Here is a 21,885-nt window from a genome sequence, read left to right as displayed (position 1 = left end):
TGGCCGCCCCCTATTGCGGTCGCACGGAAATACGCACCCCGGCGACGGTGAGGGATTCCGCCCCCTCCCCGCCGAAGTCCGCCATCCAGGAGACATGGGAGGCCGGAACGCCCGCCGCCACAAGATGCGCGCGGATCGCCTCGCCCTGGATGGCGGCGACGGGATCGGGCACCGCCGCCCCCTGCGCCCCCTGGAGCGCGAGCGGCGGACAGCGCAGCGCCGCCTGCGCCAGGCGATCCAGCGCCGGCAGGCTGCCCGGCCCCGGCTGGCCGCCCGGCAGGAAGACGAGTCCGCGCGCCGTGGCGTCCGTGAGCAGCTTCAGGCATTCGCGCGGGCCCACGGGCAGGCTCGCCGGAGGGGCCTCCACCGCGAGATCCATCGCGAAGCCCTTAGGCAGCGCGGCCTTGAGCTCCGCCTCAATCTGCGCCCCGGCGGCAGGGTAGCGATCGGTGCCGGACAGGCTCACCTGACCGTCGGAGAAGCGCAGGTCTCCGGTCTCCAGGCGGGCGAGCGGGGCGAGCGCGGCAATCGCCGCATCGGCAAAGCGCGGCGGCGCCCCGGCGCCCACGGCCGTCACGTCATTGACCCGCACGCCGGGAAAGAGGCGCCCGACCGTCTCCAGCAGGCGCGCATGGACCGCATCGTCCGGAAAGAAGCCGGAGAGCGTGACACCGCTCTCCTCCGTCCGGACGGCGAAGACATAAGGCGAGATGACCGGCGGCAGCACGCGGGAGGCATCCACCTTCACGCCCGGCGGCGGTGCCTTGAGCGCGTCGCGCAGGCTGGCATAGCTGGCGCTGTCCGCCGCCTCGCCGCTCAGCGTCACCGCGCCGGTGAGCACCGAAGCCTCGCCCTGCGCCATGCGGCTCACCTGCGTGAGGGCGAAGGTGACCGCGGCGGTCCAGATGTCGGAGGGCGGTCCGCCAGAGGCGAGCCGGACCTGATCGCTCACCTGCACGCCGGCGAACAGCGCCTTCACCGCATCGCCCATCACGCGCCGCGCATCCTCGCTCGGCGCATAGCCGGAGATCTGCGCCTGCCCTCCCTGCCGGGAGACCCGCCATATGAAGGGCGCAGCCACCGGCGGCTCCACGGAGAAGCGGACCACCTGAAAGCCCTCGGGCGGCGCGCGGCGGGCGGCCGAGAGCGCGTCATAGATCGGGAAGGTGCTGGCCGCGCCCTCCAGATAGATGGAGGTGTTGGACAGGCTCACCTGTCCCGTAGGCACGAGCGCGAGCTGGTTGGCGGCGAAACGGACGGCGGCGAGCCAGCGGTCGAGGCTGGGCGCTCCGTCGGCAAGGTCCGTATGGTCGGAGATGCCGGCCTCCGGCATGGCGGCGCGCAGGGCCGCGAGCACCTGCTGGCGCACCTCTTCCGACGGCACATGGCCGCGCACCACCACCGCCCTGCCCTCGCGGGCAGCCGACCACAGATAAGGCGAGGCGGCGGGCGGGCGCACCGCGAAGCGCGCGAGGCGGAAATCCTGCGGCAGCGGCTCGCTCATGGTGAGGCGCAGCGCATTGTAGGCCGCAAGGTCGGGCGCGCGCCCTTCGATGGACAGCATGTCGTCGGAAAGGGTGATGCGCCCGCTCTGCACCCGCATCAGCGCATCAAGGGCGAAGATGACCACCGAGGAAAAATCGCCCGGCGGCGCGCCACGGGCGCGAACGAGCTGGTCGAGGCCACGGACCTCCAGGCCCGGAGGCAGGCCCTTCACCGCAGCGGCGATGCGCGCGAGCGCATAGCGGGAGGGCACGTAGCCTTCGAGCTGGACGCGAGGGCCATCGCGGATGACGGAGAAGGTGAAGGGGCGGCGCTCCGGCAGGAGGGTGGTGGCATCCGTGACGGAGCCGACGCCCGACAGGGATTCGATCGCCCCACGCACCTTGTCGCGCGGCTCCTGCGCCAGCGCCTCGCCGATGAGCGTCGCATCGCGGCCGGAGAAGCGGGCGGTCGCCCAGGATTCGCCGATGGCGTCGAGCCGCTCGGCGGCGCGCACCGCGAGATCCGCCTCGATGCCCGGGCGGCTGACATGCACGGTAAAGGCGACGAGCACGCACAGAAGGATGAGGCCAACCCCGAGTATCCTGAGGTCGAGAAGGGTGCCCCCTTCCGTCTCCCTCTGCCCGCGGAGACCCGCCTTCTCGTCCATTCCTGTCTCCCGCCGGCGGTGCCGCCAAGTCGATGTCATCGGGAGCGCTTTCGCCCCCGGCGTGCCATCGACCCGCATGCGGTCAGGCGAAAAACGATCGCCTCCGGCCGCTCCGGTCCCAAGCCACGCCGCGCGCGACCTTAGCCCGCCGCCGCGCGCTTGGCACGTAAAGGAGCGGTGGCCGATCCGCAACAGGGGCCGTGTGTCAGGTCTGCGATGAAGGGAGAGGCCGGAAGGCTTGCCGCTGGCCGGCCCCCGGGCGCCGGGCACTCCAGGCGCCGCAGCACGGCGGCGTCACCAGCCCACCAGAAGGTGTGAGACGAGTGGCCCAAAACGAAAAACCCCGGCGGTTGCCCGCCGGGGTTCTCCAAACCAATGATCGCGAGGATCAGAAGTTGCGCTGAGCGCGGAAGCCGCCCGACCACACGTCGGTGGAGCCGCCGACCGTGGCAGTCGCGCCGCCGTTGGCAGCGGTCGTGCCGGTGCTGTAGGTGCCGAGGGCAGCGCCGCCATCAACCTTCGAGTAGAGCACTTCGAGGCCGAGGTCGAGGTTCTTGACCGGCGACCAGATGGTGTTCAGGCCGACCTGCCAGATGTTCACGTCGACAGCGCCAACGGTGTTCTGGGGCACGGAGACCTCAGAGTAACCGCCGAACACGGCCGAGCGAACCGCCGGGGTCCAGAAGTGACGGAACTGACCCTGGATGCCCCAAGCCGTCTCGGTGTTGTACGAGCGGGTGGCCTGGTTCCACACAGCGTCGGCGATCGGGTAGTAGGCGCCGGTCGCGAAGGTGGTGGTCTTGGTGTCGAGAGAGCCGAGGCCCGTCGCGCGACCCTGCGTGGTGCCGGCGAAGCCGACATAGCTCAGAGCGCCGTCAGCATAGCCAGCCTGGATGAAGAGGCTGTCGCCGGGGGCGATCATCGGGAGCTTGATTTCCACGGCGCCGCCGATGGCCCAGCCCCAGGTGTCGGTCGAGTTCTGACCGAGGTAGGTGGCGCCCGTGCCGGTGTACACCGGGTTCAGAGCGGTGACCTGATGGGCAGCCGCAGAGAGCTGAACCGTACCCCAAGCCTGATCGAGGCGGATGTTGCCGACGATGTCAGGGATTTCCTGACCAGCCTGGTAGTTGGCATAGCCGAGCGAGCTGGTCGGGTTGTACACGCCGGCCGAGCCAGCCTGCACGCCGGTGATGCGGTTGGCGGCGTCTTCGAGGGCGATGGTCGCCGAGAAGCCGTTACCGAACTGGGCGGTGTAGGCGAGAGCGGTGGTCCACTGGTTCGAACCCGCATACAGCTGCGTGTAGGCGTAGTTGATGCCCGTGTCGAAGAACGACTGGGTGTAACCGAAGGTGAAGCCAGCGAACTGGATGAAGGCGCGCTCGAAGTAGAAGCCGATGCCCGAACCCGCGTTAGCCGTGGACTGGGAATCCCAGTTCATGCCGAAGCGGATGTAGGAGCGCAGGGTGCCGTAGTCGGTCTGCGAACGAGCGTCGAGACCGAACACCGCGCGGGCGCGGGTCAGGTAGGACGAGTCGTCAGAGTCCTTGTACGGATAGCCGCCAGCGCCAGCGCCGGGACCGTTGAAGCCGGTGCCAGCAACCGACGAGATGTTCGGGTTGAAGGTGCCGACGGCGTTGATGTAGGTGTCGAAGCGGGCGTAGCCGTCGATCTTGAGGCAGGTGTCGGTGCCGGGGATGTAGTAGAAGCCCGCGCCGTAAGCGGAGCACACCTTCACGTACTCCACAGCCTTCGCCTTCACGGGAAGGTCGGCAGCCTGGGCGCCGGCGACGGCGGCGAGACCCGCGACGCTACCGAGCAGAAGGCTCTTCACCATGTTCATTGTGACCTCCAAATTTTGTTCCGAGGGAGCCAGCCGCTTCGTCGATGTTGCCACCAGCGAGAGGTCTTGACCCCGATTCCCCCACCGGCTCGCCACCAGGCCAACACAGTATGGGGCGACCGGGGACTGCCCCCCTTCGTCGCAAAGCCACCTTACAAAAGCCGGACCGGGGATCAATCTCGACACACTCCAAAAGGCAGGGGGGAAGGGCCTTTTCCCAGGGGTGTTGCAGGAACAACACGTTTTCGCGACACCCATTCCAATACCACACCCATCCTTGGAAACCCTTCATTTACCTCAATCTTCCGCGCGCGATCTTTTCCGTGGGCGAAAACGGGTGGCGGCATCTTGCCACCACACCCGACCGGGGCCGCCCCGGGAAGCGTGCGGAAATGTGTTTGAAGGCGGGCATGGCTCGAATCATGGCACGCGGGCCACAGGCGCCGCGGCTCGCCCCTTGTGACGCCAAGGTTTTGCCCTGATGCAGGCCGGCCCGTTTCCGCCTGATTGCGCTATAGAGAGACCATGCGCCTGATTCACTCGGCCGACTGGCAACTGGGCAAACCGTTCGGCCGCATGCCGGTGGACGCCCGCGCCGCCTTGAGCGAGGCCCGCCTCGACGCCATCGACACGCTCGCCGCCGCCGCCCGGCAGCACCGGGCCGGCCATGTTCTCGTGGCCGGCGACGTCTTCGACAGCGCCGAGCCGGGCGACCGCATCTATCGGCAGGCGCTCGCACGCATGAAGGCGGCGGCCGGCGTGCGCTGGTGGCTGCTGCCCGGCAATCACGATCCGCTCCGTCCGGACGGGCTCTGGAGCCGCCTCTCCGCCGAGGCGCCAGAGAATGTCGCCGCCTGCCTCACGCCCGCTCCGGTGATGCTGGGCGAGGATGCGGTGCTGCTGCCGGCCCCCCTCACGCACAAGTTCAGCCTCTCCGACCCCACCGCCTGGTTCGATGGCGCCGAGACGCCCGCCGGCCTGCCGCGCATCGGCCTGGCCCATGGCGCCATCCGCACCTTCGGCGGTGACGAGCAGACGAATCTGATCGCGCCGGATCGGGCCCGCCGGGCCGGCCTCTCTTATCTCGCGCTTGGCGATTGGCACGGCCTGCGGAAGATCGATGGCCATACCTATTACAGCGGCACGCCGGAGCCGGACGATTTCGGCCGGGAGGCGACGGGCCTCGCCCTGCTGGTGGATGTGGCCGGCGCCGGTCTCGAGCCGCAGGTGGAGGCGCTGCCCATCGGCCGTCACGCCTGGGTGGAGGAGCGCTGGCACCTGTCTGGCGCCGAAGACGTCGCGCCGCGCATCGCGGCGCTCGCCCCCGGCATCGAGCGCAAGCATCTGGTGGCACGGCTGCATCTGTCCGGGCTCGTGCCGCTGGCCGAGCGCGTCACCCTGCGCCGGCTGCTGGAGGACGGGCTCGCCCATGAGATCCGCTGGCTCGACCTTGATCTGGCGGACCTCATGACACGCCCAACCGAAACCGACCTCTCCGAGATCGACGCCCACGGCGAACTGCGCGACGCCGCCGAGCGCCTTCGGGCCATGGCGGAGGACGGCGGCACCGAGGGCCGGCTGGCCGGGGCCGCGCTGGAGCGCCTCTATGTGGAACTGATGCGCGCCCAGCGCGGGAGCGAAGCCTGATGCGCATCCGCCGCCTCTCCATCGAGAACTTCCGCAAGTTCCGTGCACCCGTAGTGCTCGACGGCTTCTCCGATGGCCTCAACCTCGTCTGCGAGCCCAACGAGAGCGGCAAGTCCACCGTGCTGGAAGCCCTGCGGGCCGCCCTGTTCGAGCGCTACAATTCCAAGAGCGGCCGCATCCGCTCCTTCCGCCCCCATGGCGATGACGTCGCCCCCACCGTCACGGTGGAGTTCGAGGTGGCCGGCGGGCGCTGGCAAATGGCCAAGCGCTTCCTGCAGGGGCCTTCCGTCACCCTCGACGGGCCGGACGGCCGCTTCACCGCCGAGGCGGCGGAGGAAAAGCTCCAGGCCCTCCTCGGCTTCAACCGCGCCGGCAACAGCGGGGCGGACGACGACAGCCGCGGCGCGCTGGGCCTGCTCTGGGTGGAGCAGGGCCAGTCCTTCCAGCTCGGCTCGCCCGCCGAGACCGCCCGCCGCACGCTGGAGGAGGCGCTGGCCTCCGAGGTCGGCGCCGTCACCGGCGGACGCCGGGCCAAGGCCGTGCAGCAGCAGGTGGAGAAGGCGCTCGCCGATTTTTACACCGCGACCGGCAAGCCCACCGGCCGTCTCAAGCAGGCGCAGGACGCGGCTGCCGCCTCGCGCGAGCGCGCGAGCGCCTGCGCGCAGGAACTGATGCAGTTCGACGAGGTGCTGAAGCGTCTCGAAACGAAGCGCAACGAACAGCGGCGCCTCGTCCGCGACATCGAGGACCCGGAAGCGGACAAGGAGCTGAAGGCGCTGGACGCCGATATCGAGCGCGCCCGCAGGGCCGCCGACGCCCTGCGCATGGCCGACCTGACCTGCCGTTCCGCCACGGCCGACCGGGAGGCCCTCGACAAGAGGGCGGAGGTCCGCGCCGGACTGCGCGCGGCGCTCCTGAAGGCCGAAACCGCCGCACGCGCGGCCCTCGAAAACCTGAACGCCCATGCGGAACGGCTTGCGCAGGCCCGCCGGGCCGATCAAGCGGCGGCCGAGGCGCTGGACACGGCCCGGATGCAACTGCGGCAGGCGGAGGAGCTTCAGGACAAGGCCCAGGCGGCGCGCCGGTCGGCCGCCGACCGGCAACAGCTCGCCACCGCCTTCGCGCGGCTCGATCGGGCCAATGGTCTGGCAGCCGAGATCGCCCGGATCGAAGCGCGGATCGCCGGCAGCCGGATGGACGAGGCGGCCGACGCGCGCCTGCGCAAGCTGGAGGCGGCGGTCATCGCGACCCGCGCGACGCTGGATGCCGGCGCCGCCAGCCTCTCGGTCACCCTTCAGCCCGGCGCGGCCATCACCCTCGATGGCGCGCCGCTGGAGAGCGGGACGCAGATCAGCCTGACGCGGGATGCGCGCATCGACATTCCCGGCGTCGGCACACTCGCCTTTCGCCCGCCCGCCGGCAGCGATGCGTCCCTCGCCCGCCATCGGGCGGCGAGCGACGACCTCGCGGCCTTTCTCGCGGCCGTCGGCCATGCCGATCCCGCGGCGGCGCATGCGGCGGCGCGGGCCCGCACGCAGGATGAGACCGCGCGCGCCGCCCTGCGCAGCCGTCTGGAAGCGGAGTGTCCGGCTGATCCGGCCCTGGGCCTGCCGGCCGGTCTGGACGCCTTGCGCGGCGCCCTTGCCGGCCGCGACCGCCCCGAGCCGCTCGCTCCCGATGCCCCGCAGCCGCCGGCGGAGATTGATCTGCGGCCGTTCCGGACCGCGGAGATCGAGGCGACGGCCCGCCGGCAGGCGGCGCTGGACAGTCTCCAGAAGGCCGAGGTGCGGGGCGTGGAGCTTCAGGGCGCCAGCGACCGGGCGGAGGGGGACCGCCTGCGTCTCGCGCAGGAACTTGCCGCCGATCTCGCCCCCCTCCCCGATGCCGACCTAGAGGCAAGGCAGGCCGCCGCCCGCGCCGACGAGGCCCGCGCGCTCGTGGACCGGGAGACGGCCGGACGGGCCGCCAAAGCGCTGGATGTGGAAGCCCTTCACCAGCAGCGCGAGCGCATGGTGAAGAAGCGCGAGCGCCTGCAGGCCGATCTGCCAAACCTCGCCGGCGAGGTGGCGCGCCTTGAGGAACAGGCCCGGACGCTGGGCGGCGAAGGGCCGGGCCAGCGGGCCGAAGCCGCCCGCGAAGAAGCGGAGGCGGCGGAGGCAACCCATGCGCGCCTCAAGGACGAAGGTGATGCCCTCGCGCTCCTGCTCGGCGTGCTGCGCGAGGCCCAGCAGGATGCGGCACGGCGCTACCTGCGGCCCATCACCCGGCGCATGGAGCCGTTCGTCCGGCGCCTGCTGCCCAATGCGAGCCTCGCCTTCACCGAGGACTACAAGCCCGGCCTGCTGATGCGCGGCGGGCGCGAGGAGGCGGCGGAGCTCCTCAGCAAGGGCACACAGGAGCAGTTGGCGGTGCTCACCCGCATCGCCTTCGCCGATCTCCTCATCGACAAGGGCAAGCCGGCCTCGCTGGTGCTCGACGACGCCCTCGTGTTTTCCGACGACGACCGATTCGAGGTGATGACCGACATCCTCGCCGATGCGGCCCGGCGCATGCAGGTCATCATCCTGAGCTGCCGCGCCTCGGCCTATCGCACGGTGGACGCCACCCGGCTGCCGCTGGGATAGGGCTCCACCCCGCCACAATGGTTGTAATACGAACGATCTTGCAGATGAACATTTCGACAGATAGACGTTAACCCTGTCGTAAGCCTGCAACCTACCGATCGGCACGGCGCCCGTTCGCGCCGCGCGAGGCCCCTGGACCCGTCCGCCGCATGATCAAGCCTGGCAGCACTGCACTCAAGGCAGCGCCTCCGTCGGTCGTTCCGCCGGCAGCGCGGCTGATGATTCCTGCGGGCGCGCTGATCTCGGTGATCTTTGCCAGCTTCATGGCGCTCACCCTCTGGCAGAATTACGGGGATGTGGCCCGGGAGGCGGCGAGCCACGGCGAACAGCGGGTGGACAGCCTCGCCCGCGACGTGGCGGGGCAGATCTTCCCCTATCGCGTCCTGCTGCGGCAGGTGGCCGCGGACTATGCCGATCCGCAGACGGACCAGACGCCGGCCGGCTGGCAGCGGCTGCTGGCACGCATGATTTCCGCCACCGAACGCTCCGGCGTGATGCTTCTGACCGATGCCTCCGGGCAGGTGGTGGCCCGCTCCGACCGCCCCGCCGGCCCTGGCGAGCGGGTTCGGACGCAACCCTATTTCGCCCTCCATGCCAAAGGTCAGGTGGACGGTCCCTATCTCAGCGAGCGGGTGGCCTGTGACGGCACAGAGCCCTGCATCGCCCTGTCGCAGGCCCTGAAAGATCCGGACGGCCAGTTTGCGGGCGTGGCCGCCGTCCTGCTGCCCCTCTCCCTCCTGCGCGAACCGCTGAAGGCGGAGGCTGCGGAGACCAGCGACCCCATGCTGGTCGCGCGCATCGACGGCACGCTGTTCGTGGAAGAGTGCGGCACCTCCGGCATCTGCATCCGACCGCCGCCCGACCTGATCCGCGAGATTGCGGGGGCGGTCCACGCGCCCGTGACCCTGTCCTATGGCGACGGCAAGCGGACCTTCTATGCGGCGCCCGTGCCGCAACTGCCGCTGGTGGTGGCCACCGGCCAGTCGATCCGCGACATCTTCCTGCCTTGGCGCTACCGCGTGCTGGTCGGCACCGCGGCCGTTCTCACCGTGGGCTTCGCCTCCATCGCCATCGCCCTCGTGCTGCGGCACGACCTGATGCGCCGCAGCCGCCTCCAGGCGGAACTGCTCCAGCTCTCCCTGACCGACGATCTGACGGGCATCGCCAACCGCCGGCGCTTCTTCGATGTGGCCATCCGGGAATGGCAGCGGGCGCAGCGGCTCGGCTCGCCGGTGGCCGTGCTGATGATCGACATCGACCGGTTCAAGCTGCTGAACGACCGCCTCGGCCATGCGGCGGGCGATGCCGTGCTCCAGGCCATCGCCCAGCTCATCCGCCACAGCCTGCGCCGGCCGGCGGATCTCGCCGCCCGTTACGGCGGCGAGGAGTTCACCGCCATCCTGCCCGACACCGACATGGCCGGCGCCTTCCAGACGGCGGAGCGCATCCGCACGCAGGTGGAGCGGGACGTGATCCGCGGCGACCATCCGGTCACCGTCAGCATCGGCATTGCCGCCGCCATCGCCTCTCCGAACGAGACGTTCGAAAATGTGGTCGCCGCCGCCGACCGCGCCCTCTACCGGGCCAAGGAGAGCGGACGCAATCGCGTGATGGTCGAACGCATCGGGGATGCGCACGTCGCCGTGCCGGAGCCCCATTTCTCAGACGCCACGCTCGATCCGACGCGCGCCTGACCCGCACGGACGTTCCTCCCGCGGATCCTGCGGAGATTTTCACCCGCCGGGGTGCTGCGATATGATCGCTCCATGAGCCGACCGCGCGAGCCCTTTGTCGAGATCACGCCCGATGTCCTGCTGAAGGCCTATGCCTGCGGGATCTTTCCCATGGCGGAAAGCGCGGACGATCCGGGACTTTACTGGATCGAGCCCGACCGGCGCGGCATCATCCCGCTCGACGGGTTTCACATTCCCTCGCGCCTTGCCCGCACGATCCGGCAGGACAAGTTCGAGATCCGCATCGACACCGATTTCGAGGGCGTGATTTCCGGCTGCGCCACCCCGCAGGAGGGCCGCGAGAAGACCTGGATCAACCCGCGCATCCGCCGGCTCTATGGAGAGCTGTTCGATCGCGGCCAGTGCCACACGGTGGAGGCCTGGCGGGACGGCAAGCTGGTGGGCGGGCTCTATGGCGTGGAACTCGGCGCCGCCTTCTTTGGCGAGAGCATGTTCCATTATGAGCGCGACGCCTCGAAGGTGGCGCTGGCGCATCTCGTCGCCCGGCTGAAGGTCGGCGGCTTCAAGCTGCTCGACACCCAGTTCATCACCGGCCACCTGAGCGGCTTCGGGGCGCTCGAGGTCACCCGCCGGCACTACCACCGGCTGCTGGAGGAGTCGGTCTCCGCCCGGGCCGACTTCTACTTCTGGCCGCCGGGCTTCGCCGTGCCGGGGGCGCTCTGCTTGCAGTCGGTCAGCCACACGTCATAGATCGGGTGCTCGACGCCGTGCAGGCCGGGGCTGGAAGCAAACATCCACCCGGTGAAGATGCGCTTGGCCTCGCCCTTCAGCGTGATCTCGTTCACTTCCGTGAAAGACGTGGTGTTCTGCGGCTCGGTCGGCGGGCGCGTGTAGCAGGCACGGGGCGTCACCTGAAGGGCGCCGAACTGCACCGTCTCGCCAATGCCCACCTCGAAGGAGGTGATGCGTCCGGTGATCTTGTCGAGGCCCGCATAGACGGCGATCGGATTGGCGATCTTCTCCGCCGGAGGCTCCACCACCAGAACGTCATTGTTCGGCTGCGGCTGCTGGGCCCCCGCGGGGGCCTGAGCAGCGGGCGCCTGCCCGGCGGGGGCTGGCGCCGCCGGCGCCTGTGCGGGGGTCGAACCGGACGGAAGCTGCGGCACCGGCTGGCGATAGCGGTTCTGTTGCTGCTGCGACTGCGTCTGCTGCGGCGCCTGCTGCTGCGGATTGATGCCGTAGATGCCCTGATAGGGCTGATTCTGCGCCGGCTGCTGCGGCGCCGGGGCGGGCTGGGCCGGCTGCGGCCGATTGTCCGGATAGCCGGGATAGCCGCCCTGATAATTGGGCGTACCGACGCCCGCCGGCGGCAGGAGCGGGGCGGAATCGATGCCATTGCGGCTCTGCGCGAGCGCGTCCCCGCAGACCGCCGCCATCGCAACGGCCGCCACGGCCGGGACGAGGAAACCGGAGGCGGGACGGAGAAAACGCATCAGACGCGCACCTGAGAAAGGAGAGGCCGGGCTCGGGCCGACGCCGGATGGCATCCAGGCCCGTTATCATCCGCATTGCGGCCTTGCGAGGGCGGCGCTGCGGTGTGCCGTGGAAATCCGCACACAAGAACGCGCGGCCCTTGGGACCGCGCGCTCGCAGAAACGGGACTGTCAGAAGCCCGCGATCACTCGCCGGGGGACCAGGCGTTGTAGTCGCCGGTCACGCGCGGGCGGTGGCCGCCGGCCTGCACCGAACCCTTCGGGCGATAGGCGAGCGGCGTGCCGGTGTAGTTGCGGTGGTGCGGCTTCTGCCACGGACGGGGGGTATAGGTCTCTTCGGTCGGCGGGGTGTCCACGCGATGGTGGAGCCAGCCGTACCAGCCGGGCGGAACCGTGGTCGAGTCGGCATAGCCGCTGTAGAGCACCCAGCGGCGCTGGAAGCCGAGCGTCGGGTCCACCTTGCCGCCCTTGGTGCGGTAGTAGGCGTTGCCGAATTCGTCATGGCCGACGAGTTCGCCGAAGCGGCGGGTCCACAGCAGGGTGCCGGGAGTCGCCTTGTGCCACCAGGCGAAGATGTAGAGCAGCAACTCTTTCACGGAGCGAGCCTCTTCTTGGTCGGGCGGAACATGCCACCGTGCCGCCGCGGTGTCCACCCGAACATCCGCCAATGTGGACGGCCGCTTCGCCGGCTCACGGCACGAACAACGTCATCACATAGATGGCGAACAGCACGAGATGCACGAAGCCGTTGAGCAGGTTGGTGCGCCCGGTGCCGAAGCTGACGATGGACAGCACCAGCACCAGCAGCAACTGCACCCGGTCCTCCGGCTCGATGCCCAGATAGATGGGACGATCCACCCAGACGCTGATCGCCACCATGGCCGGCATGGTGAGGCCGATGGTGGCAAGGGCCGAGCCGAGCGCCGTGTTGATGCTGCGCTGAAGATCGTTGGCGCGGGCGGCGCGGATGGCGGTGATGGTCTCCGGCAGCAGCAGCATCGCCACCACGGCGGCGCTGATGACGGCATCCGGATCGCGCAGATGCAGCCGGTCGAGCAGTTCCTCGACGCCGGCAGCTACCCCGCTCGAGACAAGAACGATGCCCCCGAGCGCCGCCAGCAGCAGCGGGATATGCACCACGAGACGGCGCGGCCGCGCCGGGGCGGGCTCGCTCGCCTCCGGCATGAAGTCCGCCCGGTGGCGCACCGTCTGCATGAAGAGGAAGGCGCCGTAGAGCACCACCGTGCCGCACATGATGAAGGAAATCTGGAACGGATCCACCGCACCCATCAGGCCGGCGTGGGTGTTTTGCGGCAGCAGCAGGCACAGCACCGAAATGGCGATGATGACCGAAAGATAGCCGTTCACGCCCTGCTGGCGCACCTCCTGCTCCCGGTGGCGGAGCGCACCCACCAGCAGGCAGGCGCCCACGACCCCCGTGCAGACGAACATGACGGTGGAGAGCACGGCCTCCCGGCCGACGCCGGGATTGTTCTCGCCGTTCAGCATCATGGCCACAAGCACCGAGACCTCGATGACGGTGACGCTCAGGGTCAGGATCAGCGTGCCGAAGGGCTGGCCGATCCGGGACGAGATGCCCTCCGCATGGTGGACCGCCGCAAAGGAGGTGCCGATGAGGAGCACCGTCTCGATGAAGGACAGGCCCCCCGTGAAAGGGACGGGCAGGACGGAAACGGCAAGGCCGAGGGCGAGCGCGGCGAGGGGAAAGAAATAAGCGAGCCAGATGAACGGCATGAAAATCCCCGAAGAATCCCGCGCATGCGCGCTCTGGCGCGCGCCCTGCCCCGCCGCCGTTCGCCCGGATAATCGCGCCTGGCCGGCCGGGTGAAAGCCCGGCCGGCCTTGCGGACAAAGAAATCCCGGAGCGCGACCGGGCCAGCCTCAAGGGACGATGGATGCACCGGAGGCCTTGCGGCCCGCAAGCACGCCCAGATAGCAGGCGGCGAGGGATGCACCGGCGAGTGCCGTTACGTCCGCATGGTCATAGGGCGGCGAGACTTCCACCACATCGAAACCCTTGAGATCGAGCCCGCCGAGCCGGCGCAGGGTATCGAGCGCCTCGCGGCTCGACAGCCCCCCGCAGACCGGCGTGCCGGTGCCGGGCGCAAAGGCGGGATCGATCGCGTCGATATCGAAGGAGAGGTAGACCGGCGCATCGCCCACGCGCGCCGCGATGGCGGCAGCGATCCCCTTCGGCCCGAGATCGCCGGCCTGAAAGCCGTCGATGATCGCGATGCCGTAATCCTGCGGCGCGTGGGTGCGGATACCGACCTGGATGGAGCGATCCACCCGGATCAGCCCGTCCTTCACCGCGCGGGTAATCATGGTGCCGTGATCGACGCGGGTCCCGTCGTCGTCCCAGGTGTCCTGATGGGCGTCGAACTGGACGAGCGCCACTGGCGCGCCGGTCTTTGCCACCAGCGCCTTCAGGATCGGATAGGTGAGGAAATGATCGCCGCCGAGCGTCACCAGATGGGCGCCGGTGGCATAGAGACGGGCCGCCTGCGCCTCGATGGCGGCGGGGATGGAGGCCGGCAGGCCGTAATCGAACACGCAATCACCCGCGTCCGCCATGTCCAGCGCGGCGAAGGGATCGGCGCGGAACGGAAACAGCGGATCGCCGTCGAGGATGCTGGAGGCGGCGCGGAGCGCGCGCGGCCCGAAGCGGGTGCCCGGCCGGTTGGAGACGGTGACGTCCAGAGGCACGCCCCACACGACCACCTCCGCGCCGCCGCCATCCCGGGCATAGCGCCGGCGCAGGAAGGACGTGACGCCGGAATAGTTCGGCTCCATGGACTGGCCATGCCGGAAGCCGGGGTCCAGCGCGCGATCGACAGGGCGCGGCGCCAGGGGATCACTCGACATTCATCTCTCCCGTGAAGATCGGCGCGCGCTTCGAGGCGCACGCTCAGATGGCATATTCGCCGCTCTGGTGGGCCACTGGCGGCCGGCAGTCGGCACCGGCGCCGGTCGCGGGAAAGAGCCGCGCCCGATTGAAGCGCACCGCGACCTTGGTGCCATTCTCGGCACGGACGGCCGGCGAGATGTCCGCCTCCACCACTCCGCCGGCCACGTCCACGGTAAGCCGCCGGATGGCGCCATGGCGCCGGTAGCCGCGCACGATGCCTTCCATGCCCGGCGTGCCGGCCATGGCGATGGACACGTCCTGCGGACGGACGAAGAGCGATCCGGTGCCGTCCGGAACCGGCGCGATGGCTACGGCCACCGCACCGCCGGCGGCAAAGGCAGCGCCGTCGCGCACCTCCACGTCGAGCCGGCTCGATTCCCCCATGAAGCCGAACACCTGCGGCGTCGCGGGCTGGTCATAGACCTCGTCGGGGGTCCCCACCTGCTCGATGCGGCCGAAACTCATCACCACCACGCGGTCGGCGAGTTCCAGCGCCTCGTCCTGATCGTGGGTCACGAACAGGGTGGTGTGGCCGGTGCGGTCGTGCAGCTCGCGCAGCCAGGCCCGCAATTCCTTGCGCACCAGCGCGTCGAGCGCGCCGAACGGCTCGTCCAGCAGCAGCACCTTCGGCTCGATGGCGAGCGCCCGGGCGAGCGCCACGCGCTGGCGCTGGCCGCCGGAGAGCTGCGCCGGATAGCGCCCGCCATAACCCTCCAGTTGGACAAGGCCCAGCAGATCGGAGACCCGCGCGCGGATGTCCGCCTCGGAGGGGCGAGTGGCGCGCGGGCGCGAGCGCAGCCCGTAGGCCACGTTGTCGGCGACGCTCATATGGCGGAAGAGCGCATATTGCTGGAACACGAAGCCGATGCCGCGGTGGCGCACCGGAACATGGGCCGCATCGGCGCCGTCAAGGACGATCCGCCCGCCGTCGAGTGCCTCGAGGCCGGCGATGGCCCTGAGCAGCGTCGTCTTTCCCGAGCCGGACGGCCCCAGCAGCGCGACAAGCTCACCGGGCGCGACATCCAGCGAGATATCGGCCAGCGCCATCTGCTGGCCGAAGCGCTTGACGGCATTCTCCACGGAAACGGCAACGGTCATGGGCGGGAAACGACCTCCAGCTTCTCCCGCCTTATGCCATGCCGCGGCGATGGGCGGAATGTACCGGTGACGGTGAGAGAGGGGCATTTTGCCGGCAGCGCGGGCAGGCCCAGCGGCGACGAGCTTTTCCTTGCCGCCCCAGAACAGCCGCGCAATGGTATCAGGATTGCGCAATAGCCTGATTGTCTCGGCCCCCCGGATTATGGTCACCCTCGATTTCCAGACGATAGGCTTCGCCGCTGTGGTGCTGGCCACCCTCATGGGTGCGCTGCTGCTGCTGGCGTGGGCCTATGTCCGGAGCGAGACCTGCCTCATCTTCTGGGGTGTCACGGACCTGTTCTGTGCCGGCTCGGTCGCCGTCCTGACCGCCGCCAACGGGCGTCTGGGGCCGAACGTGGCGCCCTTCAGCAACGGCTGGCTTCTGACGGGGGCCGCCCTCACCTATTGCGGCATGCGCGCCTTCGACCGGCGCCCGATCACGCTGCCCATCTGGCTGGCGGTGATCGCCACGCCCCTCTTCTATTATATTGCGTGCGTGCTGTTCCTGCCCAACGTGAACGACAGGGTGGTGCTCTACACCTTCATCTGCTGTTGCTGGTTCGGCGGCTCCGCCTACGTGCTCGCCCACGTGCCGTCCTATGCGCCGGCGTTTTCCCGCATGCTGGTCGCCCTCTTCCTTGCCGGCATGTGCACCATACAGGTGGTGCGGCTCGCAGGCAGTCTCGCCGGCTTCCGGCCGCTCGGCGGCGACATGACATCAGAGCAGATGGCCTGGACCTTCGCCGCCGGCCTCTTCTTCACCGTAGGGCTGAACTTCGGCGGCATGTTCATGGTGCTGGACCGCATGGCCAGCTGTGACGAACTGACCGAACTCAGCAACCGCCGTTCGCTGCTCATGGGCGCCAGCGCCCTGCTGCGCTCGGCCCTTGCCTCGGGGCGTCCGGTCTCGGTGCTGCTGGTGGATCTCGATCACTTCAAGTCCATCAACGACCGCTTCGGCCACCGGACCGGCGATCAGGTGCTGCGGGCCTTCGCGCAGGTTGCGCGCAAGCTGCTGCGCCGGGGCGATCTCGTGGGGCGCTATGGCGGCGAGGAATTCTGCCTCGTGCTCAAGGATGCCGGATCGGATGTGGCCTGCGTAATGGCGGAGCGCCTGCGGCGGCAGGTAATGGACGATCTGCGGGAAGTGGAAGGCCATGCGGTGGAGGCCACGGTCGCGATCGGCGTCGCAAGCCTGGAGGCCGGGCAGCGCGTGGCCGGCATCGACCGCATGATCGATGCCGCGGACCATGCGCTCTATGCCGCCAAGGACGGAGGCCGCAACCGGGTGGTGCTCGCGGCGCCGCTCGTCACGCCCCAGCCGGCGGCCCCGCACGCCGGGGGCGCCGCCGCCTCCACGGGCGTCGCCTGAGCTTCTCGCGTCACTCCGGCAAAAGGCGTCCCGAATAGAGCACGTCGCCGCTCGGCAATTCGGATGTGCCGCCTTCCGGCTCCAGCGTCACCTGGAGCGTGGCCTTGGCCGCCACCTTGGCGCCCAGCTTGCGCACGACGTCCGACCGGGTGGCGAAGCTGGACGAGAAGGTGCCGAGCGAGCGGGGCGACTGGCCGTCCGGCACGATCCAGAGTTGATAGGACTTGCCGGCGGGCGCGGGATCAACCAGCGGGCGCACGGTCACGTCGCCGTCGCTGACATCGATCCGCACGAGGACGGATGCGGCGCGCCCTTCCTGCAGCAGGGCAAAATAGCGCTGGGCCACCGAGCGATCCCATTCGCGATAACCGAAGGTGCCGGCGCAGGCGACCAGCAGCACGCCGAGGCCGATGGTGGCCCAGCGCCAGCGGCGCATCTGGCTGAGGATGGCAGCGTTGGGGGCGAGTTCGATGATCGGCGGCGCCTCGGCGGCATCGACGGCTGCGGGAATGGCGAAGCCGCCCGGCCCCTTCGCTCCCTTAGCTTCCTTCGCCCCTTTCCCGTCCTTGGCCTTGCCCTTCGCATCGGCAGGCTTGGCGGGCTCGTCCGGCGTGCGCTCGATGGGACGGGGAATGAGATTGACGGCGACATCGCGCCACAGATCGGCCGGCGGCGCGACCGGCACCACCAGCTCGTGCAGCGGCGACAGGCGCTGTTCCCATTGCCGGGACACGGCACCGAACGCGCGCTCCTCCTCGATCCGGCTGCGGATCATCAGCCGCAGAGCGGCCGGAAGCGTGCCGAGCACATATTCGGCGACGAACTGACGATCGTCCTCGGAGAGGTTCATTTGGCCAGACACTCGTCGATCTCGGCCACGCTGCGCTTCAGCCAGGTGCTGATGGTGGGCATGGGGGCGTCGAAATAGACGGACAGCGCCTCGCGGCTCCAGCCGTCATAATAAGCGAGCAGGAACATGCGCCGGCGCTCCTCCGACAAGGTGCCGAGGCAGGCGAGCAGGCGCTTCAGTTCGGGCGAATGCGCGGGCGCTGCGAGCGGATCGTCCGCCGGGTCCTCCACCGAGAAGGGCTCCCAGGCCTCGCCCGTATTCTCCATGGTCCGCGCCATCTCCAGCGCCGCCTCGCGGGTCACGCACACGAGCCAGGCGAGCGGGTCGAGGTCCGTCGGGGCCGTCCTGGCGCTCTTCCACACGCGCAGATAGGCGCTCTTGAGGGCGGCGCGCGCCAGTTCCGGCCGGCGCAGGATGCGCAGGCACAGGCCATAGAGTTTCGGACTGGACAGCTTGTAGAGCTGTTCCATGGCGTCGAGGTCGCGCTCCGCGATGGCGGCGAGGAGCGGGGTCAGGCGTTCAGCGCTCGTCACGACGGTTCAGTCCCATGGTGGGGGCCCGACCCACGGCAACGGGACCCCGAAGGGGTGGTTCCGCCACCAGACCGGATCATTCAAGGCAAGGGAGGCGGCGGATTGCGCGGCCAGCGTGAACGCGGCGCGACCTCTTGTCACCCGCCTCCTCCCGATCGCCGATCACAGACGCGCGGGTTCGCCCTGCCGCCACGCCGCACGGCGCTCGATGGGCTCGCCATCGCCACGCTCGCGCTCGCCGGCGGCTTCCACGAGACCGAGCTCCGCTTCCGCCTCGTCGAAGGCGGCCTGCGCCTCCGCGCGCTGGCCGCGCAGTTCGTCCGCCGAGCGCACGAGGTTCTCGCGGCGCTGGCGCGCCGAAGCGGCGAGCGGGGGATAGGCAAAATGCTTGGGATCGGTGATGCCGGAGCGCTGCTCCTCCGCCGTAATGTCCCGCTCGAGCTCCGACGCCATGCGGTCAAATTCCGCGATCATGGTGTCGATCTGTGCGAGGCGACGGCGGGCGTCCTCGATCTTGAACCTTTTGGCACGGATGAGGGGCTCACGCGATTTCATGAACGCGACACTCCGAGGCACGCGACAAGGCGGGAGCCGGGGTTCCGGTCCCTTTCCGCAAGGAGCATGGCCACATACGGTTGTCGTTTCCTTACCGCCAAGCCGACGCGACGGGGAAAATCGACCGGGCCGCCGCTCTGGCAACCAATCGTTTACCCCCTTCGTTAATGATGACCTCACGGTTCGGAGCGGGCGACAGTGGCGCGCGTTCCGGACAGACAAAGCGCTCGCGCGGCGGTGCGACGTTACAGTGTGGGTTAACACGAGGACTTGAGTGAGGGGCGTAGAGTCAGTCGAAGCGCCCGTGCACAAAGTTTTTCGCAAGGACTCTTGTCCGAGCGAATCGGTTTCGGTTAACCATTCAACACACGTAACGCGAATCACACGGTCGGCCGAGCACACGGAGGGCGGCACCCCGCCATTCGGGTTGTTGCGAGGAAAGGGATTGCCATGCGCGTCTTGCTCATCGAGGACGACAGTGCGACCGCCCAAAGCATCGAACTGATGCTGAAGTCGGAAAGTTTCAACGTCTACACGACGGATCTCGGTGAAGAAGGCGTCGATCTCGGCAAGGTGTACGAGTACGACATCATTCTTCTTGACCTGAACTTGCCGGACATGTCCGGTTTCGAGGTTCTGCGCTCGCTGCGCCTCGCCAAGGTCAAGACCCCCATCCTGATCCTTTCCGGCCTTGCCAATACCGAGGACAAGGTCAAGGGCTTTGGCTTCGGTGCGGACGATTATCTGACGAAGCCCTTCCACAAGGACGAGATGGTGGCGCGCATCCATGCCATCGTCCGCCGCTCGAAGGGCCATGCCCAGTCGGTGATCCAGACCGGCGACCTGATCGTCAACCTCGACACCAAGACGGTGGAGGTGGAGGGCGCGCGGGTGCATCTGACCGGCAAGGAATACCAGATGCTGGAACTCCTCTCCTTGCGCAAGGGCACGACCCTGACCAAGGAGATGTTCCTCAACCACCTCTACGGCGGCATGGACGAGCCGGAGCTGAAGATCATCGACGTCTTCATCTGCAAGCTCCGGAAGAAGCTCGCCAACGCCTCGGCCGGCAAGAACTATATCGAGACCGTCTGGGGTCGCGGCTATGTGCTGCGCGAGCCGAACGGCACGGTGGAGCGCATCGCGTCCTGAGGACGCCGCGCGGACACGGGTTCCAAACAAAAGGCCCCGCCGGTTGGCGGGGCCTTTTGCGTTCTGTGAAACGATCGAAGCCGGCGGCAACCGGGCCCGGCGCCGATCAGGCGGCCCCCTTGTCCCGGCGCTTGCGCAGCAGCGCCTCGAGTTCCGCGTCGGGCGTCTCGGGCAGGGCAACGTTCGTGGTGACGAGGAGATCGCCCGCGCCGCCGCCCGTCTTGGGCATGCCCTTGCCGCGCAGGCGGAAGGTCCGCCCGCCCGAGGTCCAGGCCGGAACGTTGAGCTCGACCGCACCCGAGAGGGTCGGCACGCGCACTTTGGCGCCCAGAACCGCATCTTCCAGCGGCACCATCACCTCGGTGCGCAGGTCCTCGCCGTCGCGGCGGAAGCGGGGATGGGGCGCATAGGCGATGGTCACGAAGGCGTCGCCGGGGCTGCCGCCCTCGAAGCTCTGCTCGCCCTGCCCCTTCAGGCGCATCTTGTGCCCTTCCGCCGTGCCGGCGGCGATCTTCAGCTCCACCGTCTTGCCGTTGGGCAAGGTGACGCGCTTGCTCGCGCCCTGGGCCGCCTCCTCGAGGTCGACGGTGACGGTCATCTCCACGTCGTCCCCCCGCTTGGGCGTAAAGCCGCCCCCGGCGGCGCGCTGCTGGCGGCCGAAGCCGAAGATGTCGCCGATGTCGTCGAAGTTCGGACCGCCCGCGCGGCCGCCTCCGCCGCCCCGGCGGGTATAGCCGGTCTGGCCTTCGGGGCCGAAGGTGAAGCTCTCGAAAATCGTGTCGCCGTCGAAGCCGCTGAAGCCGCGGGACCGGCCGCCACGTCCGCCCGCGCCGAAGCCGGCGAAATCGTGCATCCGCGGCTTGCCCTCCGCATCGATCTCACCGCGGTCGAACTGGCCGCGCTTGTCCTTGTCGGACAGGAGCTCGTAGGCGGAATTCAGCTCGGCAAACTTGTCCTGCGCCTTCGGGTCCGACGTGTTGGCGTCGGGGTGCAACTGTTTGGCCTGGCGCCGAAAGGCGCGCTTGATCTCGGCTTCGTCGGCGGTCTTCGCTACGCCGAGGATGTCGTAAGGATCGCGCATGGGTAAACAACCTCAGGGCCGGCACTCAGCGGCCAGCCGCGCCTTTCATGTGGTGTTATGTTGCTCGATTGCAACGGGGGAACTCAAGCCCTTCCCCAAGTCATGATCCGGATAGCACGATTCTGCGCCGCACGGCCCTGTCGGGCCGGCGCGCGGCGGGCGGAACGCCCTTCATTCATGTTGACCGGAGGCTTGGGGCCGGGTGCTCAAGTTCGCTTGCCGCAAGCTTGCGCACCCGAGGCTTGCGCCAGCATCGCTTCGGCGTGGCAAGGCGTGCTTTCCTCCCGCCTGCGGCATCAGGGCCGCATGGCCCACGCTGACCCGCGCCGAAACCTCAGGCCTGGCCGAGGATGCGGACCTGGTTGAGCAGCGTGATGCCGCGCGTGTCCCGGCAGGCCTCGCCCTGCACCCAGTGCTCGCCGCGATGATCGACAATGCCGATACGGAAGTCGCGGCACTTGTTGTCCTTCAGGGCCCCGACGGGGGTGGCGGTGCCGTGCGCGCCGGTGGCCTTGTTCTCCCACGGCATGCTGGCCCCCTCCTCCTTGGCGGCGAGGGCGCCCTCCAGGGCAAGCTTGGCCTGCATCCAGTCACTGACCGCAATGCCGGCGGGCGGCGCCCCCTGGGGCACCGCGAGCGACACGGGCTGGGGCTTGATGGAGCCGGTGACGAGCGCGTCATCGTCGCGGATCAGGGCCCCGCACCCGGCCACGGACAGCGCCACGCATCCGGCCGCGACCAATCGGACCGCGCGAAGCACTGGCCGCGCGGCGACATCGCGCCTATATGGGCGCCGTATCTCCGGCCCGCGCCGTACGAAATACCG

Annotated in this window: 18 protein-coding genes; 6 read left to right on the top strand and 12 right to left on the bottom strand. The window is 69.2% G+C overall.

The window, feature by feature from the left end:
- Positions 1 to 10 precede the first annotated feature (10 nt).
- Complete coding sequence (locus tag AZC_RS06255; protein WP_052285873.1) at positions 11 to 2,152, bottom strand: hypothetical protein; 2,142 nt, start codon at positions 2,150 to 2,152, stop codon at positions 11 to 13.
- 388 nt (positions 2,153 to 2,540) lie between these two features.
- Positions 2,541 to 3,992 carry a porin gene (locus AZC_RS06250; RefSeq protein WP_052285872.1) on the bottom strand — a complete coding sequence of 484 codons (1,452 nt, stop codon included), beginning with the start codon at positions 3,990 to 3,992 and terminating at the stop codon, positions 2,541 to 2,543.
- 525 nt (positions 3,993 to 4,517) lie between these two features.
- Here AZC_RS06250 and AZC_RS06245 point away from each other — a divergent pair.
- From AZC_RS06245 to aat, 4 genes are all read left to right on the top strand, one after another.
- On the top strand, positions 4,518 to 5,639 hold the full coding sequence (locus AZC_RS06245; protein WP_012169743.1) for a metallophosphoesterase family protein: 1,122 nt from the start codon (positions 4,518 to 4,520) through the stop codon (positions 5,637 to 5,639).
- Positions 5,639 to 8,263 carry an AAA family ATPase gene (locus tag AZC_RS06240; protein ID WP_012169742.1) on the top strand — a complete coding sequence of 875 codons (2,625 nt, stop codon included), beginning with the start codon at positions 5,639 to 5,641 and terminating at the stop codon, positions 8,261 to 8,263. Before AZC_RS06245 ends, AZC_RS06240 begins: the two co-directional genes overlap by 1 nt.
- A 218-nt stretch (positions 8,264 to 8,481) precedes the next feature.
- Positions 8,482 to 9,957: a sensor domain-containing diguanylate cyclase gene (locus AZC_RS26275; RefSeq protein ID WP_052285871.1), complete on the top strand. Its 1,476-nt coding sequence runs from the start codon at positions 8,482 to 8,484 to the stop codon at positions 9,955 to 9,957.
- A 72-nt stretch (positions 9,958 to 10,029) separates the two neighbouring features.
- A complete protein-coding gene (gene aat / locus AZC_RS06230; RefSeq protein WP_043878985.1) occupies positions 10,030 to 10,707 on the top strand; it encodes a leucyl/phenylalanyl-tRNA--protein transferase in 678 nt (225 codons plus the stop codon).
- Here aat and AZC_RS24805 read toward each other — a convergent pair.
- The 5 genes from AZC_RS24805 to AZC_RS06205 all read right to left on the bottom strand — a co-directional run bounded on the left by AZC_RS24805 (position 10,638) and on the right by AZC_RS06205 (position 15,477).
- Positions 10,638 to 11,450: a DUF2155 domain-containing protein gene (locus AZC_RS24805; RefSeq protein WP_148209808.1), complete on the bottom strand. Its 813-nt coding sequence runs from the start codon at positions 11,448 to 11,450 to the stop codon at positions 10,638 to 10,640. The genes aat and AZC_RS24805 overlap by 70 nt on opposite strands.
- A 185-nt stretch (positions 11,451 to 11,635) precedes the next feature.
- Positions 11,636 to 12,046: an NADH:ubiquinone oxidoreductase subunit NDUFA12 gene (locus AZC_RS06220; RefSeq protein ID WP_043880077.1), complete on the bottom strand. Its 411-nt coding sequence runs from the start codon at positions 12,044 to 12,046 to the stop codon at positions 11,636 to 11,638.
- A 94-nt stretch (positions 12,047 to 12,140) separates the two neighbouring features.
- Complete coding sequence (locus AZC_RS06215) at positions 12,141 to 13,205, bottom strand: calcium:proton antiporter (RefSeq protein WP_012169738.1); 1,065 nt, start codon at positions 13,203 to 13,205, stop codon at positions 12,141 to 12,143.
- 147 nt (positions 13,206 to 13,352) lie between these two features.
- Positions 13,353 to 14,336 carry an agmatinase gene (gene speB, locus AZC_RS06210; protein ID WP_012169737.1) on the bottom strand — a complete coding sequence of 328 codons (984 nt, stop codon included), beginning with the start codon at positions 14,334 to 14,336 and terminating at the stop codon, positions 13,353 to 13,355.
- A 43-nt stretch (positions 14,337 to 14,379) separates the two neighbouring features.
- The gene (locus AZC_RS06205) at positions 14,380 to 15,477 is read right to left on the bottom strand and encodes a sulfate/molybdate ABC transporter ATP-binding protein (protein WP_012169736.1); all 1,098 of its coding nucleotides are present in this window, start codon (positions 15,475 to 15,477) and stop codon (positions 14,380 to 14,382) included.
- Positions 15,478 to 15,679: 202 nt separating this feature from the next.
- Here AZC_RS06205 and AZC_RS24285 point away from each other — a divergent pair, with 202 nt between their 5' ends.
- Positions 15,680 to 16,888 (top strand): GGDEF domain-containing protein, encoded by a 1,209-nt coding sequence (locus AZC_RS24285; RefSeq protein WP_012169735.1) that lies wholly within the window; start codon positions 15,680 to 15,682, stop codon positions 16,886 to 16,888.
- A 10-nt stretch (positions 16,889 to 16,898) separates the two neighbouring features.
- Here AZC_RS24285 and AZC_RS24280 read toward each other — a convergent pair whose 3' ends face one another.
- The 3 genes from AZC_RS24280 to AZC_RS06185 all read right to left on the bottom strand — a co-directional run bounded on the left by AZC_RS24280 (position 16,899) and on the right by AZC_RS06185 (position 18,826).
- The gene (locus AZC_RS24280; RefSeq protein ID WP_012169734.1) at positions 16,899 to 17,738 is read right to left on the bottom strand and encodes an anti-sigma factor; all 840 of its coding nucleotides are present in this window, start codon (positions 17,736 to 17,738) and stop codon (positions 16,899 to 16,901) included.
- A complete protein-coding gene (locus tag AZC_RS06190; RefSeq protein WP_012169733.1) occupies positions 17,735 to 18,271 on the bottom strand; it encodes a sigma-70 family RNA polymerase sigma factor in 537 nt (178 codons plus the stop codon). The genes AZC_RS24280 and AZC_RS06190 overlap by 4 nt, the downstream gene beginning before the upstream one ends.
- Before the next feature lie 162 nt (positions 18,272 to 18,433).
- The gene (locus AZC_RS06185) at positions 18,434 to 18,826 is read right to left on the bottom strand and encodes a hypothetical protein (protein WP_012169732.1); all 393 of its coding nucleotides are present in this window, start codon (positions 18,824 to 18,826) and stop codon (positions 18,434 to 18,436) included.
- 450 nt (positions 18,827 to 19,276) lie between these two features.
- Here AZC_RS06185 and ctrA point away from each other — a divergent pair, with 450 nt between their 5' ends.
- Entirely contained in the window at positions 19,277 to 19,978 is a 702-nt protein-coding gene (ctrA, locus tag AZC_RS06180) for a response regulator transcription factor CtrA (RefSeq protein ID WP_012169731.1), read from the top strand.
- A gap of 106 nt (positions 19,979 to 20,084) precedes the next feature.
- On the opposite strand, the gene AZC_RS06175 is transcribed toward ctrA, so the two are convergent.
- On the bottom strand, positions 20,085 to 21,059 hold the full coding sequence (locus tag AZC_RS06175; protein WP_012169730.1) for a DnaJ C-terminal domain-containing protein: 975 nt from the start codon (positions 21,057 to 21,059) through the stop codon (positions 20,085 to 20,087).
- A 334-nt stretch (positions 21,060 to 21,393) separates the two neighbouring features.
- Positions 21,394 to 21,771, bottom strand: a complete 378-nt coding sequence (locus AZC_RS06170; RefSeq protein ID WP_158304099.1) for an RT0821/Lpp0805 family surface protein — start codon at positions 21,769 to 21,771, stop codon at positions 21,394 to 21,396.
- Positions 21,772 to 21,885: the final 114 nt, after the last annotated feature.

The sequence above is a fragment of the Azorhizobium caulinodans ORS 571 genome, assembly GCF_000010525.1.
GTDB classification, from domain to species: Bacteria; Pseudomonadota; Alphaproteobacteria; order Rhizobiales; family Xanthobacteraceae; genus Azorhizobium; species Azorhizobium caulinodans.
Note: the sequence above shows the minus strand (reverse complement) of the source record. Positions and strands in the feature narration are given on the sequence as shown.